The following is a 17,339-nucleotide window of genomic DNA, read 5'->3' on the forward strand; positions in this document are numbered from 1 at the left end:
ACCGACGATATATCCTGAACGAGGCAATCACAAGTAGTTGATATTGGTCCATGAGTCGGTGCCGAAGGGAGTCGGGCAGGTGCATTCGGATGAGCTGTTCATCGGTGGCAGATGGTTGCAGGCGAGCACCGGACAGCGCATCCAAGTCGTCTCCCCTCACACCGAGGAACCTGTGGCGAAGGTGGCTGCTGCCGGCCCCGAGCATGTCGACAACGCGGTGGCGGCCGCGCGATCGGCGATCGACTCCGGTCCGTGGCCGCGACTGGACCCCGCCGAACGCATCGCTGTCGTGCGGCGACTGGCCGCCCTCTACGACGAACGTCGCGCCGAGATGGCCGAGGTGATCACGTCGGAGATCGGCGCGCCGATCAGCTTCGCGCAGCGGGCCCAGGTCGGGTTGCCCGCGATGATGATGACCGCGTTCTGCAATCTGGCCGACGGCTATCCGTGGCGTGAGGTACGCCCGGGAATGTACGGCGCGGACATCCACATCCGCCGTGAGCCGGTCGGCGTCGTCGCCGCCGTCGTGCCGTGGAACATGCCGCAGTTCCTGATCGTCACGAAGCTGATCCCCGCGCTGCTCGCCGGCTGCAGCGTGGTTCTCAAGCCGGCTCCGGAGTCACCGCTCAATGCGCTGCTGTTGGCCGAGATGATCGCCGAGTCCGACCTGCCGCCGGGCGTGGTGAGCGTGCTGCCCGGCGACGGATCGATCGGCGAGTATCTGGTGAGACACCCTGGGGTGGACAAGGTTTCGTTCACCGGGTCGACGGCCGCGGGCCGGACCGTCGCCGCAGCATGTGCGGCCGACCTGAAGCGCGTCAGCCTCGAACTCGGCGGCAAGTCCGCCGCGATCGTGCTCGACGACGCCGACCCCGCCACCGTTGCCACCGGCGTGCGGTCGGCCAGCCTGAGCAACAGCGGCCAGATCTGCAATGCGCTCACCCGCATCCTGGTCCCCAGCGGCCGGGCCGACGAATTCACCGATGCGCTGGCCGCCGAGATGGCGCCCCTGGTGGTCGGCGATCCGACTGATGCCGCCACGCAGGTCGGCCCTCTGGTGGCACAACGCCAGCAGGAACGGGTGCGCGGCTACATCGACGCCGGGCGCGCTGAGGGCGCGCGCCTCGTCACCGGTGGCACCGCGATGCCCGACGGCGTCGACAAGGGGTGGTACGTACGGCCCACCCTGTTCGCCGACGCGACGAATTCGATGCGCATCGCCCGCGAGGAGATCTTCGGCCCGGTGCTGACGGTCATCCCTTACTCCGACGAGGACGAGGCGGTCGCGATCGCCAACGACTCCGACTACGGCCTCGCGGGGTCGGTGTTCACCGAGGACACCGAACGCGGCCTCGACGTCGCCGCCCGTATCCACACCGGCACCTTCGGCGTCAACCAGGGTTACACGATGGACCCGTTCGCGCCCTTCGGTGGGGTAAAGGGCAGCGGCTACGGCCGCGAACTCGGTCGCGAGGGCATCGACGGCTACACCGAGACCAAGTCGATCTCCGTTGCGGCGAAAAAGGATACGGCCGCAGCAGCCGCGGGCAAGGGAGCGTGACGGCACTTCAGACGCGGCGGGCCGGCAGGCTCACGGCAACTTGATCGCCGACACGTACATCTCGATGACCGGCCGGTAGAGGTCGACGTCGTCGAGTTCGCTACCGAGCACGACCGAGTCACTGGTCGCCACGAGTATCTGCGCAAAAGTCAACGGCGGAATCAGCAACGCTCCGCCGAGCCTGTCGATGCCGTCGACGATGAATCTCGCGAGCGCCTCGACGACCTCCGACCTCTTGTCGGCCACCCGCGCGCGGATGTCGGGGTTGCGTAGGAGGTATAGCGAAAACTCGTGGCCCAGCGCGGCGTGCTCGGCACCGCGGTCACGGCTGAGTTGGCGCCAGCGCGCCGCGATCTCGTCGAGCTCGCGTGACCCTATCTGCTCCGCCGAGGACATCACGTCGGCGAAATTGTCGAAATAGCGGCGCCAGTACCGGTCGCTCACCGCCAGGAAAAGGTCCTCCTTCGTGGCGAAGTGCTTGTAGATGGCGCCCTTGGTGTAGCCGGCAGCGTGCGCGATGTCGTCGAGAGTCGCTGGAGCAAAACCCTTTTCGGCAAACACGTCCTCGGCGGCGTCGAGGAGTAATGAGCGCGTGTGCTCGAGACGTCGCTCCCGTGTCCACCGCTCGACCATGAAAAAATTCTGCCACAGATTCTGAGAATCTTATTGGCTACCAAGATACTGGTTGGTATCTTTCGACGAACGCAGACATCCAGGAGGCGTCATGAGCGATCTGTCGGACAAGAAGCCCGCCGTGACCGAGTCGGCCACGAAGGTCGTCGACCTCGGAACCTCGACCCAACGGCCGAGCAACGTCGTCCGAATCTGGGCCGTCTTCGGCGGCGCCATCCTGCTGCTGCAGTTGTACGTGTGGACCAGGTGGATCACCGGGCCCTATTTCGAACGGGTGCCCGCCGGCCCCTCCGATCCACCGCTGTACATGAAGATCCCGCTCATCTTGAACATGGTCGTCGTCTGCGTGGGTTTCCCGATCGCGGTGTGGTGGTTCATCATCCGGCCTTGGATGCGCGAACGCAGAATTACCCTCGACGGCATCCTCCTGGTTTCCATGGGACTCATGTTCTTCCAGGATCCGTTCCTGAACTACATCAACACCTGGTGCACCTACAACAGTTGGCTGCCGAACTTCGGCGCGTGGACCCCGTACGTGCCCGGATGGGTCTCACCCGACGAGCCGGGCCGGATGGTGCCGGAACCCATTTTCACGAACTCACCCGGTTACGCCGCCGGTGTTCTCATGCTGACCATCCTCGGATGCTGGGTCATGCGCAAGATCAAAAACCGCTGGCCAAACATCAGCAATCTGCGGCTGATCCTCGTCACCTATCTGGCGGCGTTCTTACTCGATTTCGTCATGGAAGGCCTTATTCTGCTGCCCACCGGGCTGTACTCATATCCCGGTGCCATTCGGGAGCTGTCATTCAACGCAGGCACCTACTACCAGTGGCCTGTCTATGAGGGCATGATGTGGGCCGGCGTCCAGACGGCCATGTGCTGTCTGCGCTTCTTCACCGACGACCGTGGCCGCACTGTTGTCGAGCGCGGATTGGACCATGTGCGAGGCGGTTTCGTCGCGCAACAACTGACCCGCTTTCTGGCGATTTTCGCCGCGATCAGCGCTTGCTTCTTCTTCTTCTTCAACCTTCCGATCCAATTCTTCGCCTTGCACCCTGACCCCTGGCCCGAGGACACCCAGAAGCGCTCCTACTTCATGAACGGCCTCTGCGGCGAGGGCTCCGATGTGCCATGCCCCAATCCGGTGCTGCCGTTCCCGACGCGAGAGTCGGGCTTCATCAACACCGAGGGTGAGCTCGTCCTACCGGAAGGCGCGCAGATTCCCGAACCCGTCCCCTTCGAACGAGGGGAATGAGTCAACCCATCTTGACGGCGGACACGTACATCTCGACCATGGCCGGGTAAAGGTCGATGTCGTCGAGGTGGCTGCCCAACTCGATGGCGTCCGTCGTGGCGATGATGATGTGCGCGAACGTCGTCGCAGGGATCAACAGGGTCGCGCCCAGACTGTCGATGCCCTCGACGATGTAGCGGGCGAGCTGGTCGACGACCTCAGAACGCTTGGCGGCCACCCGTTCCCGCGCCTCCGGATTGCGCAGCAGGTACAGGTTGAACTCCAGGCCCAGTGCCGCGTGTTCGGCGCCGCGGTCGCGGCTCAGCTGGCGCCAGCGCTCGGCGATGTCTTCGAGTTCGCGTGCTCCGATGTGATCCGCCGACGACATCACCTCGGCGAAATTGTCGAAATACCGGCGCCAGTACCGGTCGCTGGCGGCCAGGAAGAGGTCTTCCTTGGTGGCGAAGTATTTGTAGATGGCGCCTTTGGAGTATCCGGCCGCCTTGGCGATGTCATCGAGAGTTGCTGGTATGAAGCCTCTTTCAGCGAACACCTGCTCTGCGGCATTCAGCAGCAACGAGCGCGTGCGCTCGAGGCGCCGCTCCCGCGTCCAACGCTCAACCATGCCGCCATCTTGCCACAATTTTTGACTCCTTGGTCATTCAGATACTGACTGGTATATTTTCGGCGCATCAGCCACTGCCGGGAGGAGCGCTGAGGTCCATGCGAGCGACAGATGCAGAGGAGACGGTGCGGTGAGCGATCTTTCAAGCAAGAACACGCCCGTTCTCACCGAATCGTTGAGCCAGGCGGCGCTTGCCACGCAGCCTCAATCGAAGATCCCTGCGGTGAAGATCTGGGCCACCGTCGGCGGCCTGATTCTCGCCTTCCAGCTGTTCGTGTGGGGCAAATGGGTGACCGGGCCCCACTTCGAACGGGTCCCCGCGGGGCCGACCGATCCGCCGACGTTCATGAAGGCGATTTTGTTCACCTGGACCGCCGTGATCGTGATCGGCATGCCAATTGCCATCTGGTGGTTCCTCATTCGGCCGTGGCGTCGGGAGCGGCGGATCACCCTCGACGGCATGTTGTTCGTGTCCTGCGGCCTGCTGTGGTTCCAAGACCCGCTGTTGAACTACTTCAACACGTGGAGCACCTACAACACCTGGATGTGGAACATGGGCTCCTGGGTCCAGGACATTCCGGGTTGGGTGTCGTACGGGGAACCGGGCGCCATGATGGCCGAGCCCATCCTGATGAACGCCCCGGGCTACTTCTTCGTCCTGCTGTGCACCATGCTCGGCTGCTGGGTCATGCGCCTGGCCAAGAAGCGGTTCCCCAACATGAATACATTGGGCCTGATCGGCGTGGTGATCGCCTGGACCTTCGTCTTCGACTTCGTCATCGAGGGTCTGTTCCTCATGCCGATGGGGCTGTTCACCTATCCCGGCGCCATTCAGGCGCTGTCGGTCAATGCCGGCACCTACTACCAGTGGCCGCTCTATGAGGGGCTCATGTGGGGCGGTGTCCAGGCGGGCCTCTGCTGCTTGCGCTACTTCACCGACGACCGTGGCCGCACGTTCGTCGAGCGGGGACTCGACCGCGTGCGAGGGGGTTTCGTCCGGCAGCAGCTCACCCGCTTCCTGGCGATCTTCGCCGCCTGCAGCGCCTTCTTCTTCGTGTTCTACAACATTCCGGCACAGTTCTTCGCCATGCACCAGGATCCCTGGCCGGAGGACATCCTGAAGCGTTCGTACTTCCTGATGGGCATCTGCGGTGAAGACACCGATCGGCCGTGCCCCGACCCGGCGTTGCCGATGCCGCTGACGAATTCCGGGTACATCAACCACGAAGGTGAACTCGTCCTCCCTGAGGGCGTGGAGCTCCCCGAGAACGTTCCGCTCGAGCGAGGAGAGTAAATGCACAACAGCACATCCGCGGTCGTCACCCCCGTTTCGAACGCACCGTTCTACCGTCCGGTCGGCGACGAGGTGGAGGTCTTCCGCGCGGCGGCCCGCCGAGGGTTGCCGGTGCTGTTGAAGGGCCCTACCGGTTGCGGGAAAACACGATTCGTGGAGGCGATGGCACATGCGCTGGGCCGGGATCTGATCACCGTTGCCGGTCACGAGGACATGACGTCGGCGGACCTGGTCGGCCGATTCCTGTTGAAGGGCGGTGAGACGGTCTGGGTGGACGGGCCGTTGACCCGCGCCGTGCGCGAGGGCGCCATCTTCTATCTGGACGAGGTGGTCGAGGCGCGCCAGGACACCACCGTGGTCATCCATCCGCTCGCCGATCACCGCCGTGAGCTCCCCGTCGACCGGCTCGGCACGACGCTGCAGGCGGCGCCCGGATTCCAGCTGGTGATCTCCTACAACCCCGGATACCAGAGCGTTCTGAAGAACCTCAAGGAGTCGACCCGCCAGCGGTTCATCGCCATCGAACTCGGCTACCCGTCCCCCGAGGTCGAGACGGAGGTGGTGGCGTATGAAGCCGGGGTCGACACCGAGACCGCGCGGGCGTTGGTCAAACTTGCCTACGCCATCCGAACCCTGGATGGCTCACCGCTGCGCGAAGTAGCCTCCACCCGCATGCTGATTCTCGCCGGCGGCCTCGCGGCAGAGGGGCTCAACCTGCGCAGCGCCGTCCACGCGGCTGTCGTCGAGGTGCTGTCCGACGACCACGACGTCATCCGTGCCCTCGATGAACTCGTCAATTCTGTTCTGCCTCGGAGCCGCAGCGGCGGCGACATTCAACCTCGGACGTGACCGCCATTTCGGACAACCCCGACCGGTTCCGATTCCTCGCCACCTACATCGCCGGCCGGTCTATCGACGTCACCGAGGCGCCGGCGGGCCAGCCTGCGCACACGAACGGACAGTTCATCTTCGTCTCCGCCGGCGGTTCGGTCGAGGGGCAGCGCCGCGAAATGCTGGTTCAGGCCGCCCTTCTCGGCGCGGGCAGCCTTGATCCACGATTGGTGAAGGGATTGCGGGCGCGGGCTACGGTGGCGCGCCGCTACCTGGAACTCGAGGGCCGCCGGGTTCTCACCGAACTCGCCCGACAGATTCCGCTCGATGGCGCGCTCCTCCCCGACGGCGAACCCAGCACTGCGACCGCCGACGAGTCACTCGAAGTGGCCAAGAGCCGCGCCGAAGTTGCCGACCCACCGGAGTGGTTCGGCGTCATCAAACCGTCGCGCCTGTTGGGATCTTCAGCTGGCCCCGGCGGGCATGCCACCAACAAGGACCTGCAACTGCAGTTCGACCCCATCGACATGCCGGAGTCGGAGGACGACGACGAAGACGACGACGACGACGGGCCCTCTGACGAGAGCAAGATCCTCAAACTGTTTCAGACTCCACTGTTCAACAACCAAGCGGTGTCGGACTACTTCCGAAAGATGTTCGGCGGTAAGCGTTCCGACAGCGAGTCCGCCGCGGGCGCCGAGATGACGGTTCGCTCCATCCGGCGGGTGCAGGAGATCGGACCGAATGCCCGACCCCTGCCCACCCGGATCCAGTTCACCGACGATGGCAAGCCGGGCGCTGCCTTAGGCGTGGGCGGCGCGCTGTATCCGGAGTGGGACGTCTTCAACGACCGCTACAAGCCCGACTGGTGCCGCGTCATCGACTTTCCGCTGACCGTCTCCGCCGACGTCTCCGACGCCGGGGTCGCGCACGACGACGTGCTGCGTCGGCGCCTGGCCCGCGTCGGACTCGGCCCGAAGGTTCTTCGCGGCCGCGCCGATGGAGACGACCTCGACATCGAGGCGCTCATCGATCTTTTCGTCGATCTGCAATCCGGCTTCTCCTCGCCCGAGCACGTCTACCTGGAGCGGCGCAAACTCGCACGCAACCTCGGCGTGCTCATCCTGATCGACGCCTCCGGGTCCGCCGTCGACGCCGATCCGGAGGGCCTCGCGGTGCACGACCACCAGCGACGGGCGGCCGCCACCCTGGCCGTCACCCTCGAAGAACTCGGTGACCGCGTCGCCGTCTACGCGTTCCGTTCACAGGGCCGCCACGCCGTGCACTTGCCCGCCATCAAGACGTTCGACCAGAGTTTCGGCGCCGTCGGCCGGGCCCGCCTCAACCAGCTCGAGCCGGCGAGCTACACCCGCCTCGGCGCCGGAATCCGCGGGGCGGGCGAGGTTCTCAAGAACGAGGCCGGCACGCCGAACCGGCTGCTGCTCGTGCTGTCGGACGGCTTTCCCTACGACGACGGCTACGAAGGTCGTTACGCGGAAGCCGACGCCCACAAGGCCCTCGAAGAATTGCGAACCGAGGGCGTTGCCTGCCTGTGCCTGTCGCTGGGTACTTCCACCGAAACCGATGTGCTCGAACGCGTCTTCGGTTCCGCCAGCTTCGCCAGCGCCGCGACCCTGGCCGAGCTGAGCCCGCAGATGGACGAGTTGTTCATGTCGGCGCTCGCGGAACTTGCCGCGCCGAAACCAGCGCGGGTGTAGTTCGGCGCCGAACGCACGCTCCACGTCCGTTTTCGGCGCTTTTTCGTACCTGGACCGTGCACCCGGCGGCTAGTCCAGCGAGCTCCAGAACCGATTCAACGCAGCTGCCCCGCGGGCCGGGTCCTCCACCATCCACCAATGTCCCAGCCCGTCGAGCACCTCGGTCCGCGCGCCCGCTCGACCGGCGGCGCGGCGGCGCATCTCGTCGGATCCGACGTAGGGATCCTCGGTGGCCAACAGCGACAGTCCTGGGCGGGCGGCGGCATTCTCGAGTGCCCGCCCCGCATCGGCCAGGGCCGGCTGACGTGCCGAGCGGTATAACGCCAGGATCGCCTTGGCCATCTCGGGACCCTGCTCTGCGGCGAACGATTTCGCGACGTCAGCGGGTATGCCGAAATCGGTCAGTTGTTGCGCCCGATCCTCCACCGAAGACACGATCATCGCCTCGACCACCTGCTCGCCTGCCTCGGAAGTCTGGAACACCTGCGCCATGTCGTGCCATACATATTCCGGGTCGAACAAGCCGACGGTGTCGCTGGCCCAGCTACGGACGAGATCGGGTTGCTGCATCACGGCGTTCACCACATGACATCCGCCCCAGTCGTGTCCGACGAGTTCGACCGGCCCGTTGATTGTTCGCAGCTCGTCGATGAGCCAGTCGCGGTAGGCGGAAAACGTTGCCGAGAAGGCGCTGGGCAACGGGGCGCCGAATCCCGGCGGCGACAACCGCACCACATCCCGCCGTCCGAGCGCTTCGACGAGCGGCCCCCAGACCGCGTCGGTCTCCGGATTGCCATGCACCAGAACCACAGTCACGGTCACCATCCTCGCATGTCATCCGACGATCAATTGTGAATCTGGCGACGCAAATCGCCTCTCGAGCGTCGTCAGATTCACAATCGAAGCTCCGCTCAGCGCGCCGGCAGACCGAGAACGCGCTGGGCGATGATGTTGCGCTGGATCTCCGACGTGCCGCCGGCGATCGTGCCCGCGTACGTGCTGACGTAACGGGCGAACCAGCTCGCGGTGAAAAGATCTGGCGCGTAGGGGTTGTCCGGGGCGGTCAGCGCGGGATCGGTCAGCCCGTCGGCACCCGCCGCCTCGAGCGCATGCCTCATCGCGTTCTGCTCGGCCTCTGAACCCAACACCTTCAACACCGAAACGGCGGGAATGTCGCGCTCGCCGCGCGCGGCCTGCCCCAGCGCTTTGGACCCGAGCAACCTCAGCGCCTGGTAGTCCATCGCGATGGTCGCGTACCGGTCGCGGTTCACCGCCCCAACCGGACGGAAGTCCTCGAGGAGCTGGTTCAGCCGGTTGGCGAACGACATCCACATCATCGTGCGCTCGTGACCCAATGACCCATTGGCGACGCGCCACCCCTCGTGCAACGGGCCGACCAGGTTCTCGGCCGGCACCCGCACGTCGGTGAAGAACACCTCGTTGAAATCCAAGCTCTCACGGTCGTGCACCGACGCGAACGGCCGACACGTCACACCGGGAGTGTCGGTCGGTATCAGCAGTGCACTGATTCCCTTGTGCTTCGGCGCATCCGGATCGGTGCGCACGAACGCGAGGATGACATCGGCGTCGTGGGCGCCCGAGGTCCACACCTTCTGGCCGTTGACGACGAAGCCGTCGTCGTCGACCGTCGCGCGGGTGGCCAGACCCGCCAGGTCGGAACCCGCGCCGGGTTCGCTCATTCCCAGCGAGGCGGTCATCTCCGCGCGCAGGATCGGCACCGCCCACCGCTGCTTCTGTTCGTCGGTGCCGAACGACAGCAGCGATGCGGCGATGATCCCAACGCCCTGCGGGTTGAACGCGTGATAGATCCGCCGTCGCGAGAGTTCCTCGCGATGGACGAACTGCTGCAAGATCCCCGCATTACGACCGCCGAACTCCGGCGGGTTGCCGGGTAGCAGCCAGCCGTGGTCGAACTGCACCTGCTGCCATCGGCGGGCCCACGCCGGGACGTGCGACGTCGACCGCGACCGTTCGGCGGCCGCCTCCGCCTCGGCGGGCAGGTGCTCGTCGAGGAACGCGATGAACTCCGCGCGGAAGGCCTCGACGTCGGCGTCAAACGTGAGCTGCACGCAACCGAGGATATCAAGTACTTAACATTTGCGGTCCGGTGCGCTATGACTGAAGGGATGCTCGACGCGGAGAAGATTCTCATCACCGGCGCGACCGGCAAGATCGCGTTTCCCATCGCGCGCGCTCTCGCGCAGCGCAACGAAGTGTGGGGCGCGGCCCGGTTGAGGAACCCGGGCGACCGCGAGAAGCTCACCGCGGCCGGCATCACTCCGGTCGCACTCGACATGAGCACCGGAGATTTCTCCGCGCTGCCCGACGATTTCACCTACGTCTTTCACGCCGCGGTCGACACGGGCCAGGGCGACTGGCCACGATGCGTCGACACAAACGCGCAGAAGTCCGGCGATCTGCTGTATCACTGTCGCGCCGTGAGGGGCTTCGTCTTCTGTTCGACCGGTTCGGTCTACGGCTACCAGGGGCAGCGTCCCCTGCGGGAATCCGATCCCCCGGGCGTACCGCTGCGCGCGAACTACAGCTTCTCCAAGATCGCCGCAGAGGCGGTATGCACATGGATCGCCAAGCAATACGGCATACCGCTGACCATCATCCGCATCTGCTCCACCTATGGCCCCGAAGGCGGCGCACCCGCCGACCGGCTGGAAATGATGTTGGCCGGCAAGTCGATTCGGTTGTACCCGGACAAGCCGAACAACTACAACCCCATCTACGAGGACGACTACGTCGAACTCGGCATCCGTGCCATGGAGGTCGCCGACACCCCGCCGATCGTGGTCAACTGGGCGGGCAGTGAGACCGTCAGCGTCGAGGAGTACTGCGCCTACATGGGCGAACTGGTAGGCGTGGAACCGAGGTTCGACTACACCCCCGACGCGCACACCCCGCTGTGGCCCGACGTCACCTACATGCATGAGGTGCTGGGATCGACGAAAGTGCCCTGGCGCGGGGGCTTCCGGCGGATGATCGAGGCACGACGTCCGGAACTCCTTCGCCCTGGCTCGAGCTGAAGGGAACAGCCGATGCAGTTACCCGGCACACCGTCCGACGAGGTGCCCGACGTCCTCGCCGAAGGCCGCGGTGACATCAGCACGTTGTTCGTGTCGATGGCCAGGCGGCATCCCGACGGAGCCGACGCCGACTATTTGCGCTGGCACACGCTCGACCACCGACCCGAACAGCACCGGCTCGCCCAGGTTCGGGCGTCGCTGCGGCTGGTGTCGACGCCGGAGTGCCGCTCGGCGCGGGCGTACAGCCATGGCTCTTACGACGAGATCGATCACGTGATGACCTACTTCTTCACCGATCCCGGTGGGATGGAACGGTTTCTGGCCCTGTCGAAGGCGCTCGGCGACGCGGGGCGCAAACTGCCGCTGCTGCCGCCGGTCGAACGCGGCGTCTACGACGTCGGGCAGAAGGCCGCTGCGCCGCGCGTCAAGGTCGGTGCCGACGTCCTGCCATGGTGGCCGGTGCGCGGCGCATACCTGGTGCTGGAATCGGCCGCTTCGGCACCAACGGGTCTCGTCGACGTCGACGGTGTCGCGGGGGTGTGGTCGGCGACCTCGCTGCCCGTCGACGCGCGATTGGCGAGTGCGCAGGCGGGCCAGATGATCTCGTACTGTTTCCTCGACGACGACCCGGTCGTCACCGCGGAAAAACTGATACCGGTGCTCGACAAGCGGTGGAGCGACGCCGGCGTCGAACCGCTCTTCGCCGCGCCGTTCTATCCCGTCGTCCCTCACGAATGGGGCCGCTATGCGCCGTGAGCGGAGGTCGCGATGCGCTTCGGATTGATGGTCGGCTCGGACAAGGAACGTCCGCGCGCCGACCGCTTGAGCGGCGTGCTCGAGGACGGAAAGACCGCGGAGAGCCAGGGTTTCGCGTCGTTCTGGATGCCGCAGGTGCCCGGCTACCTCGACGCGATGACGGCCGTGGCGCTGCTCGGCCACGTCACCGACCGCATCGAGATCGGCACCGCGGTGGTGCCCATTCAGACCCGCCATCCGCTCATCATGGCCCAGCAGGCGCTGACCACCCAGATCGCGTGCGAAGGCCGCTTCACCCTTGGCCTCGGGCCGTCGCACCACTGGATCATCACCGACCAACTCGGCCTGCCCTACGACCGTCCCGCACGACTGGTACGCGACTACCTCGACGTGCTCGCCGCCGCCTTCGGCGGTCCCGGCGCGGTCGCCATCGACAATGATTCGTACCACGTGCACAGCCCGATCGATGTCAGCGATGCGTTCGAGGTGCCGGTGCTGGTGGCCGCTCTCGGGCCCACGATGCTGCGCATCGCCGGCGAGCGTACCGGCGGAACGATTCTGTGGATGGCCGACGAGCGTGCGATCGGCGACTACGTCGTGCCGAGCATCACCAACGCCGCTGCGGACGCCGGGCGTAACGGAATCCGCGTGGTCGCAGGCGTTCCCGTCGCGCTGTGCTCAGCGGGCGAGGTCGACGACGCCCGCGCGTACGCCAGCGAGGTGCTCGGGCACGCCGACTTCTCCCCCAACTACGTCCGCCTGCTCGAACACGGCGACGCCGAGGACGTCGGCGACACCATGGCCGCCGGAGACGAAGCGACGATCGCGTCCCGCTTGCGCCGCTATCGCGACGCCGGCGTCACCGACCTAGCGGCGAGAATCGTTCCGCTGGGTCAAGACGCCGAGGAACGGCGTGTATCCCGCACACGGACTCAGGAGTTCGTCGCCTCGCTGGGAGCCGAGTTCGCGTCCGGCGCATAGCTTCCCATGAATTCCATAGGCACCCCGCCCATGGTGCAGAAGAACAGGTCGACGCCCGGCACGCCGGTGTCGAGCATGGTCACGTCGCTGGCGAAGGCGCTGGCCTTCTCGCGGGTGTCACCGAAGTCGTCGGTCATGAAGGACAGCGCCGCAAGACCTTCGGGCACCAGCGCACGTAGGTGCTCGGGAACGTCGAGCACCTCGAGTAAGCCGGCGTCGCCACCGCCCAGCATCGTCACGCCGGCCCCGTCCGTCGGCGGCCATCCCAGCGTCTGCTCGAGCACCTCACCCGGTACGTGCATCTGGAATTGGACCGTCATTCCGACCACGTCGGTCAGGAATGCGGTCAGCGTCTGAGCGGAATGGCTCCGCATGACGACGTGGTGCAGCGAATTCGGCATCTGAAGTCCCTTCGATAGCGCTGATGACCCGGCGCCGTCGACCGCTCAATATTGCGGCCATGGCTGTGGTCGTCGAGCCGAAACAGCCCTGGATGCGATTTCCCGGATGAGTGGCTTGGGGTAAATAGTTAGGCACGCGTCAACTATTTGCAAGGCTCAATCCGCCTGATACTGTGCCGTCATGGCGGGGAGCAGCGCGGCCGAAGCCGTTAACGGTGGTCAACGCCGGGCGTCGTATCAACGCGCCAGGTCGCATGAGACCAAACGCGCGCTCGTGCAGGCGGCCATGGCGCTGTGGCGCACCAACGGGTACGCCAAGACGACGGTCGCCGACATCTGCCGGGCCGCGGGCGTGTCGAGGGCGTTGTTCTACTTCTACTTCCCGGCCAAGGAGGACATCCTCTTCGAGGTCGGGTTGCTGTCGACGCGCGCGGCACAACAGAAGATCCGGTCAATGCTGCGTGGCGACTACGACGTCGAGGCCGTCATTCGGGAGGCGCTGCGGAGCCTCGAACGGTCGATGGCGCGCAATCCGCGCGAGCTGATCATCGAGACCATCCTCGAGGGCTATCGGCACGAGCACCGGATCCTCGCCGGCGAGGCGGACGACGACACCGCCGACGCGGACATGTTCGGCGACTTGTTCGCCCGCGCCCAACGCGACGGCAAGCTGGCAGCCCGCGTCGACGTCGGCCACCTCTCCCGGCTGGCCGGTATGCACGTCAGCGAGGGCGTGCGGCACTGGGCCGGAGGGAGTTTCGGCGAGAGATCGTTCGCAGAGGTCGTGGGCGAGGACATCGCCGCGCTGGTCGCCGGATTCAACGTTAGAGCTGCACGCTGACGCCGATCGTTCACCTCAAGCGAAGGGAGACCCCATGGCGTGGGATTTCGAAACCGATCCCGAGTATCAGAAGGTGCTCGACTGGGCCGATGAGTTCGTCCGCGAGGAGGTCGAACCGCTCGATCTGGCGTTCCCGGATCAGCAGTTCGTACCGCTGAACGCCAACCGCCGCAGGGTGATCGATCCGCTCAAGGAGGAGGTCCGCCGCCGCGGGCTGTGGGCCACCCATCTGGGCCCGGAACTCGGCGGCCAGGGCTACGGACAACTCAAGCTCGCGCTGCTCAACGAGATTCTCGGTCGCTCGCAATGGGCGCCGATCGTGTTCGGCTGCCAGGCTCCCGACACCGGCAACGCCGAGATCATCGCCCACTACGGCACCGACGCGCAGAAGGAGCGGTACCTGCGCCCGTTGCTCGAGGGCGAGATCTTCTCGTGCTACTCGATGACCGAGCCGCATGCCGGCGCCGATCCGACCCTGTTCCAGACCACCGCGGTGCGCGATGGCGACGACTGGGTGATCAACGGCTGGAAGTTCTTCTCCTCCAACGCCAGGACCGCGTCGTTCCTGATCGTCATGGTGGTGACCAACCCCGAGGTGAGCGCGTATCAGGGCATGTCGATGTTCCTGGTGCCGACGGACACACCCGGGGTCAACATCGTCCGCAATGTCGGACTGCACGGCGAGCGCGAAGACGAAGGCTCGCATGCGCTGATCCACTACGACAACGTGCGAGTGCCCGGCGAGGCGCTGCTCGGCGGCGAAGGCCAAGCGTTCGTCATCGCCCAGACCCGCCTCGGCGGCGGCCGGATCCACCACGCGATGCGCACGATCGGGCTGTCGCGCAAGGCATTGGACATGATGTGCGAGCGCGCGTTGAGCCGCGAGACGCAGGGCAGCCGACTGTCGGAGAAACAGTTCGTCCAGGGTTACATCGCCGACTCGTACGCGCAATTGTTGCAGTTCCGGCTGATGGTGCTCTACACCGCGTGGGAGATCGACAAGTACAACGACTACAAGAAAGTCCGTAAGGACATCGCCGCCGTCAAGGTCGTGATGCCGACCGTGCTGCACGACATCGCCTGGCGCGCAATGCAGGTGCACGGCGCGCTCGGTGTCAGCAATGAGATGCCGTTCCTCGGGATGGTCACCGGCGCCGCCGTGATGGGACTGGCCGACGGGCCGACCGAGGTACACAAGGCAACGGTGGCCAAGCAGGTGCTGCGCGACTATCGGCCGAACGCAGACACGTGGCCGACGGAGTGGATACCCGCCAAACGCGAACAGGCCCTGGCCAAATTCGCCGAGTACCTCGAGAACGAGGTGGGCAACCTGTGAGCGGCGTCGACGTTGTCCGCCTGGCCGATTGGATGGACGAGGCCGCGCTGCCCGGGAAGGGCGAACCGCTTCAGACCCGGTTCCTGTCGGGGGGCACGCAGAACGTCATTTACGAGCTGCGCCGTGGCGAGCACCGCTGCGTGTTGAGAATGCCTCCGCCCGAGGCGCCTCCGGATCGGGACAAAGGCATTTTGCGTGAGTGGCGCATCATCGAGGCGCTCGACGGCACCGACGTTCCACACACACCGGCCGTCGCGGTGTGCCCGGACGCCGACGTGCTGGGCCGGCCGTTCTACCTGATGGGTTTCGTCGACGGCTGGTCGCCGATGGAGCTCGAGGATCGGCGGTGGCCGGAGCCGTTCGACTCCGACCCCGAGGCGCGTGCCGGACTGTCCTACCAACTGGCCGAGGGCATCGCCCTGCTCTCCAAAGTCGACTGGAAAGCCAAGGGGTTGCACGATCTCGGCCGTCCGGACGGCTTTCACGAACGCCAAGTGGACCGCTGGACCGCATTCTTCGAGCGCATCAAGGGCCGCGAGATCGACGGCCTCGATGTTGCGACGGAATGGTTGCGCGCGCGTCGCCCGCTGGACTTCATTCCCGGCCTGATGCACGGCGACTACCAGTTCGCGAATGTCATGTACCGGCATGGCGCACCGGCACAACTCGCCGCGATCGTCGACTGGGAGATGGGCACCGTCGGCGACCCCAAACTCGATCTCGGGTGGATGGTGCAGAGCTGGCCTGAGGACACTTCCGCTCCGACGAAGTCGGAGATGAGCTACGTCGACATGCGCGCAATGCCCTCGCGCACAGAGGTTGTCGAGTACTACGCGAAGGTGTCCGGACGCCAGGTCGACGACCTCGACTACTATCTGGTGCTGGCCAAGTGGAAGCTCGCGATCGTGCTGGAGCAGGGTTTTCAGCGGGCCGGTGACAACGAGAAGCTGCTGGCGTACGGGCCGATCATCGTCGAGTTGATGCGCTCGGCGGCCGATCTCGCCGAATCCAGCGACTACCGGTGAGGGCCGCGGTCTGCCCGCGGTACGGGCCGCCCGACGTGGTGCAGATCCAGGATCAGCCGTCACCGGCGGTCGGCGCAGGCCGGGTCCGGGTGCGCGTCCGGGCCGCCGCGGTGAACTTTCCCGACGTGTTGCTGATCGGCGACGAGTACCAGATCAGCGTGCCGCCCCCGTTCGTGCCGGGCAGCGAGTTCGCCGGTGAGATCGTCGAACTGGGCGACAATGCCGATAAATTCGCAGTCGGCGACCGGGTGAGCGGAGCCGTCCTCTGCGGCGCGTTCGCCGAGGAGGTCGCCGTACCGGCCGCGGGCCTCGCGCACACTCCCGACAGTGTCGACGATCGCACCGCGGCAGCGTTCGGCGTGGCGTATCGCACCGCGTACCACACGCTGCGCTCGATGGCCCGGATCCAGCGCGGCGACGAGTTGATCGTGCTCGGTGCTGGCGGCGGCGTCGGGTTGGCCGCCGTGCAACTCGGCGTCGCGCTGGGCGCCTCGGTCACCGCCGTCGCATCGACGGCCGAAAAGCTGGCGGTGGCTGCGGGTTACGGCGCCCGTCACGTCGTCAATCACCGCGCCGACGCCCTGAGAGACGCGCTACGCGACGCCCTTCCCGACGGCGCGCACGCCGTCGTCGACCCGGTTGGCGGTGAGCTTTCCGAACCCGCGCTGCGGTCGCTGCGCCGTGGCGGGCGATTCGTCACGGTGGGGTTCGCTTCCGGCGCCATCCCCCGCATCCCGCTGAACCTGGTGTTGATGAAGGGCGTGCAGGTATTGGGCTTTCAGTTCCACGACGTCGCGCCCGACGAGTTCGCCCGCAACGAATCGGAGTTACGCGAACTTCTGGTCAGCGGCCGCATCCGCCCGCATATCGGCGCGGTCTACCCGCTCGAGCAGACGGTCGAGGCGCTGCGTCACGTCGCCGACGGACGTGCGGTCGGCAAGGTGGTCATCGACCTCGCCTGAGCGGGCTAGTGTCCTGAGTCATTAATTCCGGTCGAGTTGTTAGACTGGGTTATGCCGACTCCCCATGCCGCCGAGATCGTGT

Annotated in this window: 17 protein-coding genes; 12 read left to right on the forward strand and 5 right to left on the reverse strand. The window is 65.8% G+C overall.

All coding sequences use genetic code 11. The features are described from left to right. Window positions 1-79 precede the first annotated feature (79 nt). Window positions 80-1,561 (forward strand): aldehyde dehydrogenase, encoded by a 1,482-nt coding sequence (locus tag AU187_RS06645; protein ID WP_059166407.1) that lies wholly within the window; start codon window positions 80-82, stop codon window positions 1,559-1,561. A 30-nt stretch (window positions 1,562-1,591) separates the two neighbouring features. Here AU187_RS06645 and AU187_RS06650 read toward each other — a convergent pair whose 3' ends face one another. Beyond that, window positions 1,592-2,194, reverse strand: coding sequence for a TetR/AcrR family transcriptional regulator (locus tag AU187_RS06650; protein ID WP_059101964.1), 603 nt, complete (start codon window positions 2,192-2,194; stop codon window positions 1,592-1,594). 91 nt (window positions 2,195-2,285) lie between these two features. Between AU187_RS06650 and AU187_RS06655 the strand changes: the two genes are divergently transcribed. Next, a complete protein-coding gene (locus AU187_RS06655) occupies window positions 2,286-3,452 on the forward strand; it encodes a spirocyclase AveC family protein (RefSeq protein ID WP_059101965.1) in 1,167 nt (388 codons plus the stop codon). A 1-nt stretch (window position 3,453) separates the two neighbouring features. Here the strand turns inward: AU187_RS06655 and AU187_RS06660 are convergent, their stop codons facing one another. Beyond that, window positions 3,454-4,056 carry a TetR/AcrR family transcriptional regulator gene (locus AU187_RS06660; RefSeq protein WP_059101966.1) on the reverse strand — a complete coding sequence of 201 codons (603 nt, stop codon included), beginning with the start codon at window positions 4,054-4,056 and terminating at the stop codon, window positions 3,454-3,456. Window positions 4,057-4,186: 130 nt separating this feature from the next. Between AU187_RS06660 and AU187_RS06665 the strand changes: the two genes are divergently transcribed. The 3 genes from AU187_RS06665 to AU187_RS06675 are packed head-to-tail and all read left to right on the forward strand — an operon-like array spanning window position 4,187 to window position 7,899. Further along, a complete protein-coding gene (locus AU187_RS06665; RefSeq protein ID WP_059101967.1) occupies window positions 4,187-5,350 on the forward strand; it encodes a spirocyclase AveC family protein in 1,164 nt (387 codons plus the stop codon). After that, window positions 5,351-6,199, forward strand: coding sequence for a CbbQ/NirQ/NorQ/GpvN family protein (locus tag AU187_RS06670; RefSeq protein WP_059101968.1), 849 nt, complete (start codon window positions 5,351-5,353; stop codon window positions 6,197-6,199). After that, on the forward strand, window positions 6,196-7,899 hold the full coding sequence (locus AU187_RS06675; RefSeq protein ID WP_082684035.1) for a VWA domain-containing protein: 1,704 nt from the start codon (window positions 6,196-6,198) through the stop codon (window positions 7,897-7,899). Before AU187_RS06670 ends, AU187_RS06675 begins: the two co-directional genes overlap by 4 nt. A 69-nt stretch (window positions 7,900-7,968) precedes the next feature. Here the strand turns inward: AU187_RS06675 and AU187_RS06680 are convergent, their stop codons facing one another. Further along, window positions 7,969-8,715, reverse strand: a complete 747-nt coding sequence (locus tag AU187_RS06680) for an alpha/beta fold hydrolase (protein WP_059102104.1) — start codon at window positions 8,713-8,715, stop codon at window positions 7,969-7,971. Window positions 8,716-8,810: 95 nt separating this feature from the next. Then, window positions 8,811-9,989: an acyl-CoA dehydrogenase family protein gene (locus AU187_RS06685; RefSeq protein WP_059166398.1), complete on the reverse strand. Its 1,179-nt coding sequence runs from the start codon at window positions 9,987-9,989 to the stop codon at window positions 8,811-8,813. A gap of 45 nt (window positions 9,990-10,034) precedes the next feature. On the opposite strand from AU187_RS06685, the gene AU187_RS06690 reads away from it, so the two are divergent. Genes AU187_RS06690 through AU187_RS06700 form a run of 3 tightly spaced genes read left to right on the forward strand, consistent with a single transcriptional unit; the run spans window position 10,035 to window position 12,692 of the window. Then, the gene (locus tag AU187_RS06690) at window positions 10,035-10,955 is read left to right on the forward strand and encodes an NAD-dependent epimerase/dehydratase family protein (protein ID WP_502687742.1); all 921 of its coding nucleotides are present in this window, start codon (window positions 10,035-10,037) and stop codon (window positions 10,953-10,955) included. A 12-nt stretch (window positions 10,956-10,967) separates the two neighbouring features. Then, window positions 10,968-11,711: a hypothetical protein gene (locus AU187_RS06695; protein WP_059166400.1), complete on the forward strand. Its 744-nt coding sequence runs from the start codon at window positions 10,968-10,970 to the stop codon at window positions 11,709-11,711. 12 nt (window positions 11,712-11,723) lie between these two features. Then, on the forward strand, window positions 11,724-12,692 hold the full coding sequence (locus AU187_RS06700; RefSeq protein ID WP_059166401.1) for a TIGR03564 family F420-dependent LLM class oxidoreductase: 969 nt from the start codon (window positions 11,724-11,726) through the stop codon (window positions 12,690-12,692). On the opposite strand, the gene AU187_RS06705 is transcribed toward AU187_RS06700, so the two are convergent. Further along, on the reverse strand, window positions 12,644-13,093 hold the full coding sequence (locus AU187_RS06705) for a VOC family protein (RefSeq protein ID WP_059166402.1): 450 nt from the start codon (window positions 13,091-13,093) through the stop codon (window positions 12,644-12,646). The two genes, AU187_RS06700 and AU187_RS06705, sit on opposite strands and share 49 nt — an antisense overlap. Before the next feature lie 181 nt (window positions 13,094-13,274). Between AU187_RS06705 and AU187_RS06710 the strand changes: the two genes are divergently transcribed. The 4 genes from AU187_RS06710 to AU187_RS06725 are packed head-to-tail and all read left to right on the forward strand — an operon-like array spanning window position 13,275 to window position 17,257. After that, window positions 13,275-13,934, forward strand: coding sequence for a TetR/AcrR family transcriptional regulator (locus tag AU187_RS06710; RefSeq protein ID WP_172800178.1), 660 nt, complete (start codon window positions 13,275-13,277; stop codon window positions 13,932-13,934). A gap of 34 nt (window positions 13,935-13,968) precedes the next feature. Then, the gene (locus AU187_RS06715; protein ID WP_059166403.1) at window positions 13,969-15,270 is read left to right on the forward strand and encodes an acyl-CoA dehydrogenase family protein; all 1,302 of its coding nucleotides are present in this window, start codon (window positions 13,969-13,971) and stop codon (window positions 15,268-15,270) included. Between the two features lie 32 nt (window positions 15,271-15,302). Next, window positions 15,303-16,295, forward strand: coding sequence for a phosphotransferase family protein (locus AU187_RS06720; RefSeq protein WP_059102106.1), 993 nt, complete (start codon window positions 15,303-15,305; stop codon window positions 16,293-16,295). Then, window positions 16,292-17,257 carry an NADPH:quinone oxidoreductase family protein gene (locus AU187_RS06725; protein ID WP_059166404.1) on the forward strand — a complete coding sequence of 322 codons (966 nt, stop codon included), beginning with the start codon at window positions 16,292-16,294 and terminating at the stop codon, window positions 17,255-17,257. The genes AU187_RS06720 and AU187_RS06725 overlap by 4 nt, the downstream gene beginning before the upstream one ends. Window positions 17,258-17,339 lie beyond the last annotated feature (82 nt).

It is taken from the genome of Mycobacterium sp. IS-1556 (assembly GCF_001499985.1).
Classification (GTDB): domain Bacteria; phylum Actinomycetota; class Actinomycetes; order Mycobacteriales; family Mycobacteriaceae; genus Mycobacterium.